Annotated in this window: 15 protein-coding genes and 1 riboswitch; of the genes, 7 read left to right on the top strand and 8 right to left on the bottom strand. The window is 70.4% G+C overall.

The features are described from left to right. The first annotated feature begins 28 nt into the window (after window positions 1-28). Together ACJMKX_RS03360 and ACJMKX_RS03355 are read left to right on the top strand one after the other, a co-directional pair. Window positions 29-5815, top strand: a complete 5787-nt coding sequence (locus ACJMKX_RS03360) for an Hpt domain-containing protein (protein WP_405221014.1) — start codon at window positions 29-31, stop codon at window positions 5813-5815. Continuing rightward, window positions 5812-6288, top strand: coding sequence for a chemotaxis protein CheW (locus ACJMKX_RS03355; RefSeq protein ID WP_405221011.1), 477 nt, complete (start codon window positions 5812-5814; stop codon window positions 6286-6288). The genes ACJMKX_RS03360 and ACJMKX_RS03355 overlap by 4 nt, the downstream gene beginning before the upstream one ends. Before the next feature lie 33 nt (window positions 6289-6321). Here the strand turns inward: ACJMKX_RS03355 and ACJMKX_RS03350 are convergent, their stop codons facing one another. Continuing rightward, window positions 6322-7050 (bottom strand): 16S rRNA (uracil(1498)-N(3))-methyltransferase, encoded by a 729-nt coding sequence (locus ACJMKX_RS03350; protein WP_405221008.1) that lies wholly within the window; start codon window positions 7048-7050, stop codon window positions 6322-6324. Between the two features lie 83 nt (window positions 7051-7133). Between ACJMKX_RS03350 and ampD the strand changes: the two genes are divergently transcribed. From ampD to ACJMKX_RS03335, 3 genes are read left to right on the top strand one after another with little or no spacing between them, the layout of a single operon-like run. Continuing rightward, window positions 7134-7718 carry a 1,6-anhydro-N-acetylmuramyl-L-alanine amidase AmpD gene (ampD, locus tag ACJMKX_RS03345; protein WP_405221005.1) on the top strand — a complete coding sequence of 195 codons (585 nt, stop codon included), beginning with the start codon at window positions 7134-7136 and terminating at the stop codon, window positions 7716-7718. 32 nt (window positions 7719-7750) lie between these two features. Next, window positions 7751-8698 (top strand): regulatory signaling modulator protein AmpE, encoded by a 948-nt coding sequence (gene ampE / locus ACJMKX_RS03340; protein ID WP_405221002.1) that lies wholly within the window; start codon window positions 7751-7753, stop codon window positions 8696-8698. Continuing rightward, entirely contained in the window at window positions 8695-9558 is an 864-nt protein-coding gene (locus ACJMKX_RS03335; protein ID WP_405220999.1) for a cobalamin-binding protein, read from the top strand. The genes ampE and ACJMKX_RS03335 overlap by 4 nt, the downstream gene beginning before the upstream one ends. Window positions 9559-9584: 26 nt before the next feature. Here the strand turns inward: ACJMKX_RS03335 and ACJMKX_RS03330 are convergent, their stop codons facing one another. Together ACJMKX_RS03330 and ACJMKX_RS03325 are read right to left on the bottom strand one after the other, a co-directional pair. After that, complete coding sequence (locus ACJMKX_RS03330) at window positions 9585-10148, bottom strand: cob(I)yrinic acid a,c-diamide adenosyltransferase (RefSeq protein ID WP_405220996.1); 564 nt, start codon at window positions 10146-10148, stop codon at window positions 9585-9587. A gap of 27 nt (window positions 10149-10175) precedes the next feature. Next, the gene (locus ACJMKX_RS03325; protein ID WP_405220993.1) at window positions 10176-12026 is read right to left on the bottom strand and encodes a TonB-dependent receptor domain-containing protein; all 1851 of its coding nucleotides are present in this window, start codon (window positions 12024-12026) and stop codon (window positions 10176-10178) included. A 105-nt stretch (window positions 12027-12131) separates the two neighbouring features. Further along, window positions 12132-12377, bottom strand: a riboswitch (cobalamin riboswitch). A gap of 117 nt (window positions 12378-12494) precedes the next feature. On the opposite strand from ACJMKX_RS03325, the gene ACJMKX_RS03320 reads away from it, so the two are divergent. Further along, window positions 12495-13298, top strand: a complete 804-nt coding sequence (locus tag ACJMKX_RS03320; protein ID WP_405220990.1) for an inositol monophosphatase family protein — start codon at window positions 12495-12497, stop codon at window positions 13296-13298. Here ACJMKX_RS03320 and ACJMKX_RS03315 read toward each other — a convergent pair. After that, complete coding sequence (locus ACJMKX_RS03315; protein ID WP_405220987.1) at window positions 13272-14090, bottom strand: ABC transporter ATP-binding protein; 819 nt, start codon at window positions 14088-14090, stop codon at window positions 13272-13274. The two genes, ACJMKX_RS03320 and ACJMKX_RS03315, sit on opposite strands and share 27 nt — an antisense overlap. A 36-nt stretch (window positions 14091-14126) precedes the next feature. Further along, a complete protein-coding gene (locus ACJMKX_RS03310) occupies window positions 14127-14885 on the bottom strand; it encodes a hypothetical protein (protein ID WP_405220984.1) in 759 nt (252 codons plus the stop codon). A gap of 25 nt (window positions 14886-14910) precedes the next feature. Between ACJMKX_RS03310 and ACJMKX_RS03305 the strand changes: the two genes are divergently transcribed. Then, window positions 14911-15069, top strand: coding sequence for a hypothetical protein (locus ACJMKX_RS03305; protein ID WP_405220981.1), 159 nt, complete (start codon window positions 14911-14913; stop codon window positions 15067-15069). 338 nt (window positions 15070-15407) lie between these two features. On the opposite strand, the gene ACJMKX_RS03300 is transcribed toward ACJMKX_RS03305, so the two are convergent. The 3 genes from ACJMKX_RS03300 to pdxH are packed head-to-tail and all read right to left on the bottom strand — an operon-like array spanning window position 15408 to window position 18191. Further along, window positions 15408-17330, bottom strand: a complete 1923-nt coding sequence (locus tag ACJMKX_RS03300) for an amidohydrolase family protein (RefSeq protein ID WP_405220979.1) — start codon at window positions 17328-17330, stop codon at window positions 15408-15410. Further along, the gene (locus tag ACJMKX_RS03295) at window positions 17311-17502 is read right to left on the bottom strand and encodes a CPXCG motif-containing cysteine-rich protein (RefSeq protein ID WP_405220977.1); all 192 of its coding nucleotides are present in this window, start codon (window positions 17500-17502) and stop codon (window positions 17311-17313) included. Before ACJMKX_RS03295 ends, ACJMKX_RS03300 begins: the two co-directional genes overlap by 20 nt. After that, window positions 17499-18191 carry a pyridoxamine 5'-phosphate oxidase gene (gene pdxH, locus ACJMKX_RS03290; protein WP_405220975.1) on the bottom strand — a complete coding sequence of 231 codons (693 nt, stop codon included), beginning with the start codon at window positions 18189-18191 and terminating at the stop codon, window positions 17499-17501. Before pdxH ends, ACJMKX_RS03295 begins: the two co-directional genes overlap by 4 nt. Between the last annotated feature and the right edge of the window lie 7 nt (window positions 18192-18198).

Genomic DNA, 18198 nt, shown 5'->3' with positions numbered 1-18198 from the left:
GGCGTGATCTCAGGGAGCGGCATCGGCGGTGAGTGAGGCGGCAGCACAGACGGCGCAGGCGCTGAACGTCGTCAGCGACGAGCTGACCGAGACCCTGAAGCAGGCGCGGGTGGCGCTCGAGGAAGCCGTGGAGGGCCGTGGCAGCCGGGAATCGCTGCTGCGGGCCGGCCGGCGCCTGCACGAGGTGGCTGGCGTCCTGAAGATGGTGGAGGTGTACGGCGGCGCGCTGCTGGCCGAGGAGATGGAGGCGGTCTGCCGCTATCTGGCCGATCTGCGCCCGGGCGCGAAGGGCCAACAGGACGGGCTGGATGCGATCACGCGGGCCATGGTGCAGCTGCCGAGCTATCTCGACCGCCTGCTCGGCGGTGGACGGGACATCGCGCTCGTGCTGCTGCCGCTGCTCAACGATCTGCGCGCGGTCCGCGGCAAGCCTCTCATGTCGGAGAGCACGCTGCTGCTGCTGAACCTGACCCCGGGCCAGCGGGTCGGGGTGGCGGACAGGGCCGCGCCGCCGAAAGAAGACATCGCGGAGCTGGCCCGCAAGGCGCGGCCGGCGTTCCAGCTGGCGTTGCTGGGCTGGATCCAGGGCCAGCATCCGGGCCAGCACCTGAAGAAGCTGCGCCAGATCGCGCTGGCGCTGGAGCAGGCGGCCGACCGCGACGAGATCTACCAGCTTTGGTGGGTGGTGGTCGGCGTTCTCGAGGCCCTGGCGGACGGCGGTCTCGAGACCAGCGTCTCGCTGAAGCGCCTGCTGGGCCAGGCGGACCGGCAGCTCAAGCGGCTCATCGACGAGGGCTCCGAGGCGGTCGAGCAGAACCCGCCGACCGATCTGCTGAACAACCTCCTTTACTACATTGCCCGTTCCGCCACCGCAGGCGAGCGGGTGAGCGCCATACGCCGAGCTTTCAACCTGTCCGAGCTGCTGCCCGGCGACGAGCAGGTGGTGCACGCGCGCGAGAGCCTGGCCGCGCCGAGCATCCGGCTGATGGAGACGGTCGGCGAGGCCATCAAGGAAGACCTCGGCAAGGTCAAGGACGTACTGGACATCTACGTGCGCACCGGCATGGACGACGTCGCCGACCTCGCCCCCCAGGTGGACATGCTGAAGAAGATCAGCGACACACTGGGCGTCCTCGGTCTGGGCGATCTGCGGGGCGACATCCAGGCCGAGATCGAGCGCCTGCGTAACATCGTGGCGGAGTCCGTGGCGGCCGACGAGACGATGCTGCTGAAGATCGCCTCGACGCTGCTGCAGGTGGAGGACAGCCTGGACGCGAAGCTGAAGCGTCTGATCCGTCCCGCCGGCGCGGAGGTGGGCGAGCCTGGCGCCGCCGAGGATACCGCGGAGGTGGAATACCGCCAGGTCACCGAAGCGGTGCTGCGCGAGTGCACCGTGAACATGGCGCGGGTGAAGGAGGCCATCACCCAGGTCACTAGCGACAGCGGCGACCCCATGGCCATCGACAACGTGCCGAAACTGATCCGCGGCGTGAAGGCCGGGCTGGTCATGCTGGACAAGGGCCGGGCCGCCGAGGTGGTGGACCGGCTGGGCCGGTTCGTCGGCCGGGCGCTGCAGGCCGGCCGTCAGGCGCTGGCCCCGGAACACCTGGATCGCCTGGCCGATGCGGTGGTGAGCATCGAGTACTACATGGAGACCGTGCAGGCGGGCCGCCGGGACCCCTGGTACATGCTGGACAATGCCGAGGCCTGCCTGGACGCGCTGTCCGGCATCCTCGACGAGATGGAGGGCCGCGCGGCCAGGATCGAGGAGACCCTCGTGGCCAGCCAGCGGCTGCGCGCGATCCCCGAGGCGGAGCAGACGGGCGGCGCCGGAGACGCCACCGAGATCATCCAGATCCCGGTGGTGGCCCACGACGCGGAGCACCTCGACCCGGAGTTGCTGGAGCTGTTCATCGAGGAGTCCAAGGAGGAGATCGCCTCCATCGGCAAGCAGCTGCCGCGCTGGGCGGAGAACGCCGACGACATGGAGGCGCTGATCACCGTACGCCGGTCCTTCCACACGCTGAAGGGCAGCGGCCGGATGGTGGGTGCCGAGCGCATCGGCGATTTCTGCTGGCACATCGAGGATCTGCTGAACCGGCTCATCAACCGTACGCTGACTCGCACGCCGCCGATGGTCGAGTTCATCCAGCGCGCGGCGGCGGCCCTGCCCGAGCTGGTGGAGCAGCTGGAGACGGGCATCGAGCCGACCGTGGATACCCGCCAGCTCGTGGTCCAGGCGAGCGCGTTCGCCGAGGGCGATCCCAATGCGCCGAACCTGACGGCGTCGGCCGTCGAGCCGGAGGAGGAGCCCGCGCCGGTCGAGATGGACCCGGTGCTGCTCGATATCTTCTCGAAGGAGACCGCGGCCCACCTGGGCGCCATCAAGAGCTACATCGAAGCCTGCCGGGAGGAGGAGCCGCCGTATCCGATCCCGGACAACCTGCACCGCGCCTGCCATACGCTGCACGGCAGCGTGAACATGGCCGACGTGGACCGGGGCGTGACCGTCACGGCCAGCCTGAACCAGTACGTGCGCCGGCTCTACGACGCGGGTCAGGGCATGGATACCGACGGCCTCGCGGCGGTGGAGGCGGCCGTGAAGGCCATCGAGAGTATCGTTGCCGGGATCAACCAGCCCGGGGCCCGGGACGAGGATTATCAGCCCCTCGTCGAGCGGCTGCGGGAGCTGACCGCCCAGGTGGAGAGCCGCCAGGCGGAGACGGATGAGACCGGCGAGCGCACCGGCATTACACCGGTGCTGGGTCCGGAATACGAGGCTGGCGCGCAGGAGACGTTCGCCGGCAGCCCGACCGCCGAATCGGCGGCCGGAGCGGCCGTACCGGAGCCGACGGAGGAAGCCGCCGAGGCCGGGTCGGCAGAGCCGTCTGACGAGGAGCCCGCCGCGCCGCCGCCCGCGGAACCGCCGGCCGAGGAGGCCGACTACGACGCGGAGATCGCCGCGATCTTCACCGAGGAGGCGGGCGAAATCCTGGAGGCCAGCGACGAGGCGCTGGCGGCCTGGACCGGCGGTGGCCGGCCCGCGGAGAGCCTGACCGAGCTGAAACGACATCTGCATACGCTCAAGGGCGGGGCGCGCATGGCAGGCATCACCGCCATGGGCAATCTGAGCCACGGCCTGGAAACGCTGCTGATCGCGATCGACGACGACCGCGTGCAGCCGTCCCAGGCGGTGGACGATCTGCTGCAGCGGAGCCTCGACGAGCTGCACCGCATGCGCGACATGGTGACGGGCGGACAGCGGGCGGCGCCGGCCGCCGGGCTGGAGGCGCGCATCGAGGCGCTGGCGTCCGGCGAGGCAGCTCCCGCAGAGCCCGCGGCAGCCCCGGCAGAACCCGAGCCACCGGCAGAAGTCGAGGCACCGGCAGAGCGTGAGGCACCGGCCGAGGCCGAGGCGCCGGAGGAGATTGCCGGGGAGGTCCCGGAAGCGGAGGCGCCGGAGACGCGGGTTCCGGAGGCGGAGGCGCCGACGGAGGAGCCGTCCGAAGCCGGCGAGTATCCGGCTCTGGAGCTGCCGGAGCCGCCGGTGGGCGAGCCCCTGTTCGGCGTGACGGCCCGCGGCGAGGGGGAGGAAGGTCTGCCGCCCGAGGCGGCGGAGGGCGGCCCGCCGGCCGAGACGGACATCGGCGAGTGGTTCGCCGAGCACGGCGAGGAGATCGCCGCGGAGGTGTTCGGCGAGGAGGCCGCCTCGGAGCGTGGCTACGAAGCGGAACCGGAGTCTCAGGCCGAGCCGGAAACCGGGCCCGCGATCGAGACCGAAGCGGAGCACGAAGCCGAACCTCAGCCGGAAGCTGAGCCGCAGCCGGAAGCCGAAGCGGAGCCCGAGCCCGAGGCCGAGGACGAGGCCGAGCCTGAGGCACCGGCGCAAGAGCCGTTGGCCGCCGCGGAGCAGCCCGTGGCGCAGCCGCCCGAGCCGCCGGCACCGCCGCCCGCGGCCCCGGAGCGCGCCGCGCCGCCGACGCCCGCCGCGCCCGAGCGCCAGGAGTTCGCCCGCATCGACGCCGAGCTGCTGGAGGAGTTGTTGAACGCCGCCGGCGAGATCAGCATCTACCATTCCCGGCTGAGCCAGCAGGTCACCTCCATCGATTTCAACCTGGCGGAGCTGGAGCAGACGGTGAGCCGGCTGCGCGACCAGCTGCGCAAGCTCGAATTCGAGACCGAGACCCAGATCCTGAACCGTCATCAGGAGGAGCGCAGCGCCCAGGACTTCGATCCGCTGGAGCTCGACCGCTACTCCACCATCCAGCAGCTGTCGCGGGCGCTGGCGGAGTCGGCCAGCGACGTGGCCAGCCTGAAGGACCTGCTGCAGAACCTGGCGACGGAGACCGAGTCGTTGCTGGTGCAGCAGTCGCGGGTGACGGCGGAGCTGCAGGACGGCCTGATGCGCACCCGCATGGTGCCGTTCCAGCGCCATGTGCCGCGGCTCTCACGCCTGGTGCGCCAGATCGCCGGCGAGACGGGCAAGCGGGTGGAGCTGGCGGTGGAAGGCGGCTCCGGCGAGCTGGACCGGCAGGTGCTGGAGAAGATGCTGCCGCCGTTCGAGCACATGCTGCGCAACGCCATCGTGCACGGCATCGAGCCACCGGACACGCGGCAGGCGGCCGGGAAGCCGCCGGTGGGGCGCATCACCGTGCGACTGCACCGGGAAGGCTCGGAGATGGTCATCGACGTGGCCGACGACGGAGCGGGCCTGAACGTGGACGCCATCCGCCGCAAGGCCACCGAGCAGGGGCTGCTGACGCCGGACTCGGACGCCTCGGACGAGGCCGTCATGGAGCTGATCCTGAAGCCGGGCTTCAGCACCGCGGACCAGCTCACCCAGTCCGCCGGACGCGGCGTCGGCATGGACGTGGTGGCCAACGAGGTGAAGAAGCTGGGCGGTGCGCTGCGCATCACCTCAATGCCGGGACAAGGCACCAATTTCACGGTACGACTGCCCTTCACGCTGGCCATCACCCAGGCGCTGATCGTGCGCGCCGGTGAGGAGGTCTACGCCCTGCCGCTGCCCACGGTCGAAGGCGTGGCGCGGGTGGCCCGCGCCGAACTGGACGCCATGCTGAATCAGCCGGAGCCCACCTTCGAGTACGGCGAGCAGACCTATCGCTTCCAGCACCTCGGGATGTTCGTGGGCGGCAAGCCCTCGGAGCTGCCCGAGGATGACTCGGCCGTGCCGGTCATCCTGATTCGCGCCGGCGAGAAATCGATTGCGCTGCTCACCGACGAGATGCTGGCCAGCCGGGAGATCGTGGTGAAGTCGGTCGGGCCCCAGCTCGCCAGCATTCGCGGCATTTCCGGGGCCACCATCCTCGGCGACGGGCGCATCGTGCTGATCCTGGACATGGGCAGTCTCGCCCGTTCGACGGCGCCGCTGGTGGAGATCCGCGAGGCGACGCGGCCGAGCGCCGACGAGCGTCCGCTGGTGCTGGTGGTGGACGATTCCATCACCGTGCGGCGGGTCACGGAGCGGTTCCTGCAGCGCCAGGGCATGCGGGTGGCCACGGCGAAGGACGGCATCGATGCGATCAGCGTCATGCAGGAGCACCGGCCGGACATCATCCTGCTCGACATCGAGATGCCGCGCATGGACGGCTACGAGTTTGCCACCCACGTGCGCAACGACGAGCGTTTCGCGGAGATCCCGATCATCATGATCACCTCCCGGGTCAGCGAGAAGCATCGGGCGCGCGCCATCGAAATCGGCGTCAACGACTATCTCGGCAAGCCCTATCAGGACAGCCAGCTGCTGGAGGCGATCCATGCGCTGCTGGAGGAAAAGGGCGGTAGCGGTCTGTGAGCGCGGTGGTCGAGGAACTGTACTCCCTGCTGGTGCCACTCGCCGAGGACCGGTTGATCGTGCCGCGGGCGTGCGTGGCCGAGGTGGTGCGCTACACGCCGCCGGAGGCGAAGGCCGGCGCGGCCGAGCCCTGGGTACTCGGCGGCTTCAACTGGAACGGGCGGCTGCTGCCGCTGGTGTCCTTCGAGGGCGCGCTGGGCAAACCGGTGCCGCAGGCCTCCGGCAGGACGCGCATCGTCGTCTTCCACGGCGTCACCGGCAGGCTGCGCGCCGGGCATTTCGGCATGCTGACCCAGGGCTTCCCCCAGCTGGTCCGCGTCAACCGGGAGGTGCTGCGGCCGGGCGAGCCGGCCGACGAGTGGCCCGAGGACGCCCCGGTTTTCTGCCGGGTGAAGATGATCAACGAGTACCCGCTGATCCCGGATCTGGCGCGGCTCGAGGAGACCCTGGCGGAGCAGGAACTGGAACTCTAGCGAACTCCGGCTTTCGGCTTTCGGCGTTCGCGGTTACAGATCGCCCCACAGCGTCTGCAGGGCCGTGACGCCGGCCACGGCCGCGGTCTCCGTCCTCAGTATCCTGGGGCCCAGCCCCACCGGTCGGAAACCGGCCGCCTCCGCCGCCTCCGTCTCCCGGTCGGTGAGTCCGCCCTCCGGACCCACCAGCAGGATCACCGGCGTCGCGGGGCGCGCAAGGCCGGTCAGCCCGTCCTCCGCGTCCGGCGTCAGCACGAGGCGCAGCCCGACGGACGGCGCCGCCAGCCAGTCTTCCAGGGCGGTGATGGGGGCGATCTCAGGGAGCCGGTTGCGCCCGCATTGCCGGCAGGCGCTCGCCGCCACCCGCTGCCAGTGCTCGAGCCGTGCGCCGGCACGCTTGTCGTCCAGCCGTACGACGCCGCGCTCGCACAGCAGGGGCACGATGGCGGCTGTACCCAGCTCCGTGGTCTTCTGCACGACGAGATCCATGCGCTCGCCCCGGGAGATGCCCTGGGCGACGGTGACCGCCAGCGGCGACTCGCGCTCGACGGGGCGGTGTTCGCCGACGGCCACCGTCACCGCCCGGCGGCCGACAGCGAGAATGGTCGCGTCGTACTCGCCGCCGCGGCCGTCGAACAGCACCAGGGGCGCGCCCACCGGCAGCCTGAGCACGCGCGTCAGGTAGCGGGCGTCGTCTTCCCCGACCGTGACCTCGTCACCGCTGGCCAGGAGATCCGGATGATAGAGGCGGACCTTGCGCACAGCCGGATCATGCAGTTCCGGCGGCCGGATTGGAAGACGGGCGCGCGTTGACAGCCGCCGGGGCGGCGCCCATATTGCCGGCGATGACTGCGACCCCGGAGCCCCGCTTCCTCACCGATCCGGCCACCGGCCTGGTGGCCCCGGCCCGCCAGTGCCCGTCGCCGAATCAGGACGAGCGCCCCGCGGGCTGCGAGCTCGAACTGATCGTGATCCACGGCATCAGCCTGCCGCCGGGCGAATTCGGCGGGCCGCACATCGAGGACTTCTTCGCCAACCGGCTGGCTACGCACGCCCATCCCTATTTTGCGGAGATCGCCGGCATGGAGGTCTCGGCCCACACGCTGATCCGGCGCGACGGCAGCCTCGTACAGTTCGTGCCGTTCCGGCGGCGGGCCTGGCATGCGGGTGCCTCCTCCTGGTGCGGACGCGAGCGCTGCAACGACTTCTCCGTGGGCATCGAGCTCGAGGGGCTCGACGACCTCGCCTACGACGATCGCCAGTACGAGTCGCTGGCGGACCTGATCCGCTCGCTGCGCCGGGCCTATCCGAGCCTGGCCGGGGCCGATATCCTCGGCCATTCCGACATCGCGCCGGGCCGCAAAACCGACCCCGGCGCGGCCTTCGAATGGCGCCGGCTTGATGCGCTGCTCGGGCGGGACATAAGCTAGGGCTCTTCCCGTAGCCGCCCGGCTGGTTGCCCATGAAGCTGATCGCCCTGTTCATCGCCATCGTCCTCGAGCGGCTGGCGACCCAGCTGTTCCATCTGCGCGAGCTGCGCTGGCTGGACGGGCTGTTCGATTTCGGGCTGCGCCTGGCGCAGCGCTTCGACGCCATACCGAAGCTGCTCGGCGTGGCCGCAACGGTCCTGCTGGTGGCTTCGCCGATCATCGCACTGCGCATCGGCCTCGGCGATGTGCTGCTCGGACTGCCTTATCTGGCCCTGTCCGTGGTCGTGCTGTTCTTCTCCCTCGGACCCCAGGACATCGGCGAGGAGGTCGACCGCTGGTGCAACGCCATCCGGGCCGGTAACGACGAGGAGGCGCGCAGGCTGGCCCGCGCGCTGGTCGAACACCGGGTTGTCGGGGAAGACGTCTCCAGCGGTTTCGCCGTGCAGGAGGCCGTGTGTGTGCAGGCGAACAACCGGATGTTCTCCGTGCTGTTCTGGTTCGTCGTGCTCGGCCCGGTGGGTGCCTGGCTCTTCCGGGTGGCGGATCTGCTGCGGCGCCGGGCCGTATTCCAGGCGGAGCGGCTTGCAGTGGCGGGGGCGCAAGCCGCTTCCGACGAGGCGACCCGGGCCGACCAGGCCGCTGCCGCCGCCGCCCGCGAGGCGACCGAGCAGGTGCATGCGGCTCTCGCCTGGCTGCCCGCCCGGCTGACGGCGCTCGGCTACGCGCTCACCGGCAGCTTCGACACCGCCCGCCAGGCATGGTCGGGCCTCGGCATAGAGCGGGTCACACTCGGGCTCGGCAACGAACGCCTGCTCGCCCGCGTGGGTCTCGGCGCCATGGCGCTCGCGCCGGTGGAGGGCGAAAGCGACCAGGATCGTCAGATCCGCGGTGCCCGCGCCGCCAAGACGCTGGTGTTCCGCACGCTGGTCTTCTGGCTGGTGGCCATCGCGGCTCTCACTCTGGCCGGCGCCGCCATTTGATCCGCCTGGCGCTGATACTGCTCGCCGCCTCCGTCGGCGCCGCCGCGCATTCTGCCGGGGGTGCGGATGAAGCGCTGGCCGGCCCGCCGTCGCGGGTGGTCACGCTGGCGCCGCACCTGGCCGAGCTGGTATTCGCCGCCGGCGCCGGGGAGCGCCTGGCGGCAGTCACCGCCTACACCGACTATCCGCCCGCCGCGGCCGCGCTGCCGCGCATCGGCGATGCGTTCCGCGTGGACATGGAGCGCATCGCGGTGATCGATCCGGATCTCGTCCTGGCCTGGGACGGCGGTACGCCGGAGGCGCTGACCGACCGGCTGCGAGGACTCGGCTACACCGTGATGGTGGTCCGCACCCGCAGCGTGGCAGACGTGGCCGCCGCCATCCGGCGCATCGGCGAGCGGCTGGGCACGGCGGCGACGGCGGAACGGGCGGCCGCGAGATTCCTGCAGGAGCTCGAGGCCGCGGTGTCCGGTCACGCTGACGCACGGCCGCTCAGGGTCTTCTACCAGGTGGCGAGCCGGCCCCTCTACACGGTGAATGGCGGCCACTACATCAGCGAACTCATCCGCCTGTGCGGGGGGCATAACGTCTTCTCGGATCTGAACGAACTCGCCCCGGTCGTCACCGTGGAGTCGGTGCTGTCCCGGGACCCGGAGGTGATCCTCGCGCCGGCGGGAGAGGCCGGTGTGCTGGAGCGCTGGCGGGCGTGGCAGTCCCTCGCCGCGGTGCGGGCGGGCAACCTGCGCACCGTCCCGCCGGATACGCTGGCCCGGCCGTCGCCGCGGCTGGTGCAGGGCGCCGCGGATATCTGCGCCGCCATCCGGGAATCCCGCCGGGGGCTCCCCGCAGCGGCGCCCTGACCGGGCGCGTCAGCCTCGCATCCGGGTCAGGCTGCGCCCCCGCTGCGCCCGCTCTTCCACAGCACCTCGGTGCCGTCCTCCGCGCGGGCGAGGATGCGCGCGATCACGAACAGCAGGTCCGACAGGCGATTGAGATAGCGCAGCGAATCCGGGTTGATGGCCTCTTCCCGGCCGAGCGTGCTGACCCGGCGCTCGGCACGCCGGCAGACCGTGCGCGCGAGGTGACAGGCGGCCGCACCCGGCCCGCCGCCGGGCAGGATGAAATCCTTCAGCGCCGGCAGGCCCTCGTTATAGCCGTCCAGGGCCTGCTCCAGCCGGGTGACGTAGTCCGGCGTGATGGCCAGATGGCCGGGGATGCAGAGTTCGCCGCCCAGGTCGAAGAGTTCGTGCTGCACGCGCTCCAGGCAGTCGCGGACGTCGTCCGGCACCGCGGCCGTCGCCAGCACCATGCCGATGCAGCTGTTGGCCTCGTCCACCGTGCCGTAGGCCTCGACCCGCCGCGAGTCCTTGGCCGTGCGGCTGCCGTCGCCGAGGCCGGTGGTGCCGTCGTCGCCGGTGCGCGTATAGATCTTGGTCAGGCGATTGCCCATGTCGACTCCTTGTCAGTGGCCGGCGCGTCAGCGCCAGACGTAGCCCAGTTCCAGATAACCGCTGCGACCTGCCATGTTGAAGCCCGCCGCCGTCTCGTAGTCCCGGTCCAGCAGGTTCTCGATGCGGCCGGTGAGATGCCAGGATTCGCTCAGCCGGAAGCGCGCGTTCACGTTTGTCAGCAGATAGCCGCCCATGGTCTCGCCAGCCACGCCGGCCCGGTCGCCGTTCGCCACCAGGGACAGCCCCAGGGTATGCCGGCCGATGTTGCGGCTCGCCGTCAGGCTCACGCTCTTCTCGGCGCGGCGCAACAGCCGGTCGTCGGTGGCGCCGTCGCGGGCCTGCTGGCGCACCGCGGAGATGCGCATCTCCCACTCCTCCCAGCGCCTGTCCCAGGAGACCTGCAGGCCGCGGATCTCCGCGGTATCGATGTTGCGCAGGCGGAAGGCGGCCAGGTCGAACTCGATCAGGTCGTCGATGTCCTTGTGATAGAGCTCCACGCTGACCTGCGAGTCCGGTGCGGGCGAGTAGCGCAGCACCAGCTGGGCCTCGCGGGCGGTCTCCGGTTCCAGGTCCGGATTGCCGCCGAAGCCGAAGCGGTCGGTGGCGTCCGGTGCCCGGTAGGCGGTGCCGATGCCGGCCGACACCCGCCAGCGCGGGGTGATGCGGTAGCCGTATTCCGCATTCCAGGTGGACTGGCTGCCGAAGTCGCTGTGATCGGTGTAGCGGGCGGCAAGCTGGACCTCGTGGTTGCCCCGCCGGATCAGATCCTGCAGGAACAGGGCGCGCACGCTCGTGTCCTCGTCGAAGCCCAGCCCGAAGGACAGCGCGCTCGCGTCCTCCTCCACCAGGTAGGCGCCGGCCATCAGCGTGTGACCGCGCCACGCCGGGAAGGTGTGCTGCAGGTCCAGCGTGCTGCGTTCCGATTCGACGAAATCGGGCACCTGGTTCTGCTCGATCTCGTCGCGCAGGTGGCTCAGGATCATCCGTGTGTCCCCGAATCCGCCGATCGGTGTGGCCACTTCCAGCGCGGAGACGGCGTTCAGGTAGTCCTGGTCGACCGGGATGCGGAAGAAGTCGGAGTACTCCGTGGTGCCGGTGGCATGCCAGTGACGCAGGGTGACTGCGGCCGGACCGAAGGACATGCCGGCGTGGGCGTTGGCGGAGAAGTTGTCGTAGCCGCGGTCGCTGTCGTCGTCCCGATAGGTGGGGAAGCCGTCCGTCTCCGACCAGTCCAGGTTCAGGCCCAGGTCGACGGCGCCGGCGCGGCGGCCCAGCGACGTCTGTATCTGGCGGGTGTCGAAGCTGCCGCTGCGCACGGCCGTCTCGCTGCGTTCGCGGCCGCCGCGGGTGATGATGTTGATGACGCCGCCGATCGCGTCCGTGCCGTACAGCGACGAGCGTACGCCCTTCACGATCTCGATGCGCTGGATCACCGAGGGCGCCAGATTCTGCAAAGGCGCGGCACCGATCGTGCCCGGGTTGATGCGCACGCCGTCGATCAGCACCAGCGCGTGGTTGCTCTCGGAGCCGCGCACGAACACCGCAGCCGCCTGGCCGGGCCCGCCGGTGCGGGCCACGTCGAGGCCGGCCTCGAAACGCAGCAGGTCCAGCACGTCCGTGGCCAGGGAGCGCGCGATCTGCTCGCGGGTGATCACGGTGACCGGCACCAGGGACTCGGAAGCGGGGATCGGCGTGCGCGTCGCGGTGACGATCAGTGTGTCGAGACCTGCCCGCGAACCCGGCGGGTTCGCCCGGCTGGTCGGATCCGACCAGCCGGGCGACTGTGCCTGCGCCGCGCTCGCCGCCGCCAGCGTCGCGACCACGATCGCCGCCATGGCCGCGCCCAGTCGCGTGACCGTCCGAGTGGTTCCGTTCATTGCTGTCCCCCGCGTGCCCGCCGCACGTCTTCGTTCGTATTCCGCGGTCGGGAAGGGAGAGACTCGGGTCGATGGGTTACATCGGTCCGGCCTGCGCCCTCCGCGCCGCCACCATGACACCAGGCCGGTCTCCGGGCTGACGAGCGGGCCGTCATGGCCCTGGACGGAGCACCTTCCCGTGAGTCGTCTCACAGTGGCTTCGGAGCCGGGAACCGGCCCGACGCTTCGTCCTTCACTCGATCACCGTTGCGGGGGCAGCGCCGGAATCGGCCGCTCGCATCAGGGCGGCACCACCGGCTTCCCGTTCGTCTGCGGCATCGCTGCAGACTCACCTGGTGTTCGCGGTCGATTCTCGGAGGCCGTGCATGGGGTGTCAAGGCGACGCGGCTACGTGCTTGCCGCAATGGCCGCGGCAACAGGCCTGCCGCAATGAAGTAGAATTCGCCCGTCGCGGAGACGGGCCTGGCGATGGCACATTCGGAAAGACTGGAGACGGCGCTCGCCGCCGCCCGAGCGGCGGCCGACGTGATTCGCCATTACTACGAACATATCGGTGAGGACATCGAGGTGCGCTCGAAGTCCGACCTCTCGCCGGTGACCGACGCCGACGTCGAGGCCGAGCGCACTATCCGCCGCATCATCGCGGAGCGCTATCCGGACCACGGCTTCTACGGCGAGGAGACCGGTCGCGCCGAGCGCGACTCGCCTTTCCTTTGGCTCGTGGATCCCATCGACGGCACCAAGAGTTTCGTCCGCCGTTATCCCTTCTTCTCCACGCAGATCGCGCTGATGGAAGCCGGCGAACTCGTCCTCGGCGTCTCCAGCGCGCCGGCATTCGGCGAATTGGCCTGGGCGGAGCGGGGGCAGGGCGCCTGGCTGGACGGCACGCCCGTCCGCGTCAGCAGTGTCGCTGCGCTGGAGGACGCCGCGGTGTCGGGTGGCAATCTGCGCAGCCTGGCGCTGAGCGAGCGCTGGCCCGCCTGGGGCGAGGTGGTTGCAAGGGCGGACCGCATCCGCGGTTACGGCGACTTCTACCACTATCACCTGCTCGCTTCCGGGCGCATCGATGCCGTGGTCGAGTCCGACGTGAACATTCTCGATATCGCGGCGCTGGCGGTCATCGTGCGCGAGGCGGGTGGTATCTTCACGGACCTGGCCGGGGTATCGCCGGGGCTCGCCACCACCACCGTGCTGGCCGCCAATCCGGCCCTGCATCCCGTGCTGCAGGGGATGCTGGACTGGCCGTCAGGGCCGGGCGGCGGGGCCGGCTGAGCCGTCCGGAACGAACAGGCGCCCGCCGCGCCAGTCCACCGCGGCCATCGGCGTGCGGTAGAGCCGGCTGAGGCTGTCGGCATTCAGCACAGCCTCCGTATCCCCCAGCTCCCAGCCGCCGTCGCCGTCCAGCAGCAGGCAGCGATCGGCATAACGGGCCGCCAGGTTGACGTCGTGCAGGCTGACGATGGCGGTCGCGCCGGCGGCGACCCGCTCGCGGATCATGCCGAGCGTCAGCAGCTGATGCTGGGGGTCGAGATGGTTGGTGGGCTCGTCCAGCAGGAACAACTCGGGCCGCTGGCTCAGGGTCTGTGCGATGGCGAGCCGGCGGCGCTCACCGCCCGACAGGGTGGTGGTGCCCCGGTCGGCGAGTCCCGCAAGGCCGACCCGTTCCAGCTCCGTCAGCGCGATCTGCCGGTCCGCCTCGCTCTCCCAACGCCAGCGGCCGATGTGGGGATGCCGGCCGATCAGCGCCTCCTCGAGCACGGTGCTCGGGAACAGGTCCTCCTGGTCCTGGGGCAGGAGCGCGAGTCGGCGGGCCAGGTCGGGTCGGCGCCAGTCGGCAGCGGGCCGGCCGAAGTAGCGGATGTCTCCGCCCCGGGGCGGGCGCAGCCCGGCGAGGGTCTCGAGCGTCATCGTCTTGCCGCTGCCGTTGCAGCCGAGCACGGCGACAAACTCGCCCGGGCCCACACGGAGATCCAGGGCCTGCACCAGCATCCGGCCGGGTACCGATACGTCGAGCCCGCCCGCAGTCAGGGGGCAGATCGGCTCCGATGTGCGGCTCGGCTCCATGGGCGATCATCATAACCCGCGACGATAACCTGCGACTCAGCGGATGAGCCCGATCTCCGCCGCCGTGAGCGGGCCGATGGTCGTGCTTCCCAGGTTCCCGGGGATATGTGCTTCGGTGGCAGAGATCGCGATCCGTCCGGCCATGATCTCCGCGCGGCGCTGGGGGTAGAGCGGCACGCGCTCGGGGTCGGCCAGGCCCGCCGGCACCAGGGGCAGCGACGTGGCCGGGTCATACTTGTCGGTGGCGCCGAGGGTGTGCAGCAACTCGTGAGTGATGACCACCCGGTTTGCGCCCCGCATCGACCGGCTGGCGAACGCGTTGATGACGCCCACCAGTCCTTTCTCGAGCCCCAGCGAGGCGTCGAGCACCACCTCGTCGTCCGGGGCGAAGTACTGTACGAAGAGCTTGATGTCGGGTTCGGGCACGCCGTCGTCCCGGGTCGCCCGCCATGCCCACCACCGAAGGTGCAGGCTCCAGGCCGCGATCTGCAGCATGTTGGCGTCCTCCGACGGTCGCGGAGGCCCCTCGTCCATCGTCGGGCCCAGGGTGATGTCGAGGGCCTTCGCCGGCCGCCTGCCGTAGCGCTCGGTCTCGGACTGGAGGTAACGTTCGATTGGCTCGAAATCGCTCTCGTCCAGCCGCTCGATCCAGGCGGCCGCCGCGGCGCTGCCGTCCCCGTTCACCGGATAGAGGTTCACGTACAGGGTGTCGTCCCAGTCGGTCGTGGCCGCACGGCTGATCCACGCACCCGCCGCGACGAACAGCAATACGTAGAGCAGGAGCGCGATGCGCATTTTTCGGAAGACGGTGGATCGGGCCTTGGGCATCGGCATCGGCATCGGCATCGGCATCGGCATGGGCATGGGCAGCGGGAGGCTCGGCGTCCGTGGCCGCCCATCATGCCCGGAAAAGAAAAACCCCGCAGCAAGAGCTAACGGGGTCAACAGGACTTCTTCTTATTGTTTTCAGGTAGGCTGATTCTTCGGGCCAGACAAGCGTTTCTTCTTCTGGTTGTTGTTTTTTTGCGTGTTGTTCTTGTTCTCGTTCTTCTTGTTGTTGTGACTTGTCTTCTGGCTTGTGAATCCTGGTTGGTAGGGTTCTCGTTTGACCTCCCGAATCAGTTACCTTTTCGCTTGGGCAGGGATTGCTAAAGCAAGGGCTGTGCCAGCCGTCGATTTTTCTTTTCCTTTCAGCAAATTGTTATCCGTTGTTGACAAACAACAGCCACCGGCGAGGCGGTTTCGTAAAGAAAACCGACGTGTCGGCGGGCGGTCCCGGAGCCGTCGTTTCCGGTGACGGCCAGCAAAAACGGGCGCTTAGCGCGGGACCGGGGGGTAATGCCAGCTCCCGCCGCCGGATTTCGTTATGTCAAAACTGTCGCTCATCGGCGACATTTCCCCAGAATCGCCTGATTTTGTCAAATTATCCGACACTTCCGCGGGGGCGGCGGGGGTTGGCGCGGCGGTCAGGCCGGCCGGCGTGAAGAAACGGCCACCGGCGACGATGGCGCGCACGTCGGCGGCATCGGCCGCCTCTCTTAACGGATCGCCCGCGACCAGGAGCATGTCGGCCCGGTGCCCCGGCTCGAGGTGGCCGCGGCTGTCCTCCAGGCCCACCAGGCGGGCGGCCTCGGCGGTGTAGCGGCGCAGGGCCTCGTAGGCGCTGGCTCCCTGCCGCTGCAGGCGCCGGAGTTGTTCCTGGACGCTGCACGGGCCCGGGTTGGCGGGGCGCTCGGCGATCCGTGTGGCGCCGCTGGCGGCCAGCAGCCGGCGCACGTCTTCATAGCGCCGGCCGGCGGGGGAGGTGGGCAGCTCGCTGCCGGCGCCCAGCAGCGAAGCGCCGGCTTCCAGGTCCGGATACAGGCGATCGGTGATCACCGTGGCGCCGGCTGTCCGCGCCTCGCGGATGCGCTCCAGCCGCCGGGCCCGGTCCCGGATGCCGCGCACGTCCACCAGTCCGCCGTCGGGTGACTGTCCGGAAACGAGCGCCGGTCCCGGCACCGCGCCCGAATTCCACCCGTCCGGGGGCGAGGAGGGATTTGCCGCCGGGGACGGCAGCTCGACCACGGTCGTGATGCCGCAGCCGAGCAGCGGCGGGCCGTCTTCGGCGCGGACGCCGTCGGGTAGCCCGAGCTGCAGCAGGCCCGGCATCAGGACGGCATCCGGGAATTCGAGTACGTCCACGCCGTCGCGCTGACGCCGCTCGCCCACCTCGACGATGCGGTCGTCCTCGACCACCACGTCGATGCCTTCCAGGTAGGCCGGGACGCTGCCGTCGAACACCCGGCCGGCCCGTATGACGTAGCGCCCGTGATGCAGGAGCGGCGTGGCGCCGTCCAGAGCCGACTGGATGCCGGGCGGCCCGGCCGGCGATATCCAGGCCGTCCAGGCCACCTCCGTTGCGCGCAGCTCGCCGAATATGCGGGTGCGGACGCGGCCGTCCGCCGTGTAAGCGAGCCGGTTCCTGCCGAGCCACTCCACCGGACGGCGAAAGAAGTCCTCGTCCCGTGCCAGCGCCTTCGCCACGGCGGGATCGGACAGGATCACGGCGGTGAGCTGTACGCCCTCCGGCGGCTCCTCCACCAGGACGATGACGCTGTCGTCGGGCCGGATCGACGGCGCGGACAATCGGTGCCCTGCCGAGTGAACGAGACGGGGCGCGGCCGCGCCGTCGCGCAGCCAGAGTTCCCAGCGACCGGCGGTGCGGGTGATCCAGGCCGTCAGGCGACCGCTTGCGGAGACGGCCGGGTCCAGCTCGTCGGTGCCTGGCGTGCGGGTCAGCGTGCTGACCGTATCGTCGGTGACGTCGACCGCGTACAGGTCTGCGGAACCGGCCCGGTCAGAGCTGAAGATCACGCGCCGGCCGTCCGGATACCAGCGCGGCGCCGTGTCCCGGCCCTCGCCGTCGGTCAGCGGCCGGGCCGAGCCGTCGGGTCCCACCAGCCACAGTTTGCGCGCGGTGCCGTCGTCGCCCTCCGCGACGATGGTGCCATCGTCGCGCATGTCCGGGCGGCGCAGTGCCAGCTCGGGGCCGGTCAACGGCTCGGCCACGCCGCCGCGGCGGTCCAGGCGCCAGAGCCGGTCGTAGAGGTCGAAAACCAGGGCGTGGCCGTCGGCGGATGCGGTCACCGCGATGTTGGTGCCCTCGCTGACGCCCAGTTCCACCGCTGCAGCCGGCACTGCGGCCGCCATGCCGGCGAGCAGCGGCAGCAGGGTCCGCCTAAGACGATCGCTCGGCACGGACGTCGCTGAGTTCCCCGTCATCGACTTCGAAGGCGATCTCGATCGGCTGACAGCAGACCTGGCAATCTTCCACGTAGCCCTGGCCGCCGGCGGACAGGTCGAGCTCCACGCTGATGGTCTCCCAGCACCAGGGGCAGGTGATGTCACGGTTCTCGAGCCAGGCGGTCACGGCTGCAGCCTCGTGGACTGCCAGTCGCCGGTCTGGAAGCTGTGCTCTGAATCCCGGGTCAGCCGGCGCTCCCAGAACGCGCGGTCGTGGATGCGCGAGGCGCCCTCGGTCCACAGCTCCACCCGCGACGCCCACAGCCGGAAGCCGCCCCAGTGAGCCGGCCGCGGGATGCCGGGCTCGTCGCCCGGCGGCACGGAGACGCCGAGTTCCCCGGCCCGCGCGTGCAGCTGCTCCAGCAGTGCCTCGCGAGAGGCCACGGGCTCGCTCTGGTCGCTGGCCCAGGCGCCGAGCTGGCTGCCGCGGGGGCGGCCGGCGAAATAGGCATCGCTCTCTTCCGCCGGCGATCGTATGGCCACGCCCTCGATGCGCACCTGCCGCCCCAGTCCGTCCCAGTGGAACAGAGCGCCCACGCGCGAGTTCGCGGCGATCTCGCGGGCCTTGCGGGACTGGTAGTTGGTATAGAAGACGAGATAGCCCGGATCCGCCACGAACTCCTTGCAGAGCACGACCCTGGCCGTGGGCTGGGTCTCGCGTCCGACGGTGGTGATCACGAGTGCGTTCGGGTTCGGCTGCAGCGCCCGTTCGGTGGCTTCCGCCAGCCAGGCGGCGGCCACCGGCATCGGGTCGTCGGGCAGCGGTGTGGGCAGCAGGCCCTCCGCCGTCAGGAATGTGGTGTCTGTCGCGGTCATGGCGGGG

The organism is Lentisalinibacter sediminis (assembly GCF_040706615.1).
Classification (GTDB): Bacteria; Pseudomonadota; Gammaproteobacteria; order Steroidobacterales; family Woeseiaceae; genus Lentisalinibacter; species Lentisalinibacter sediminis.
This window is presented reverse-complemented; position numbering and strand designations above follow the sequence as displayed.

Excerpts from the sequence above, each read along its gene's own strand:
- ampD (WP_405221005.1), top strand. The coding sequence starts at position 7,134 with ATGACTGCGACCCCGGAGCCCCGCTTCCTCACCGATCCGGCCACCGGC.
- ampE (WP_405221002.1), top strand. The coding sequence starts at position 7,751 with ATGAAGCTGATCGCCCTGTTCATCGCCATCGTCCTCGAGCGGCTGGCG.
- ACJMKX_RS03330 (WP_405220996.1), bottom strand. The coding sequence starts at position 10,148 with ATGGGCAATCGCCTGACCAAGATCTATACGCGCACCGGCGACGACGGC.
- ACJMKX_RS03325 (WP_405220993.1), bottom strand. The coding sequence starts at position 12,026 with ATGAACGGAACCACTCGGACGGTCACGCGACTGGGCGCGGCCATGGCG.
- ACJMKX_RS03320 (WP_405220990.1), top strand. The coding sequence starts at position 12,495 with ATGGCACATTCGGAAAGACTGGAGACGGCGCTCGCCGCCGCCCGAGCG.
- ACJMKX_RS03315 (WP_405220987.1), bottom strand. The coding sequence starts at position 14,090 with ATGGAGCCGAGCCGCACATCGGAGCCGATCTGCCCCCTGACTGCGGGC.
- ACJMKX_RS03310 (WP_405220984.1), bottom strand. The coding sequence starts at position 14,885 with ATGCGCATCGCGCTCCTGCTCTACGTATTGCTGTTCGTCGCGGCGGGT.
- pdxH (WP_405220975.1), bottom strand. The coding sequence starts at position 18,191 with ATGACCGCGACAGACACCACATTCCTGACGGCGGAGGGCCTGCTGCCC.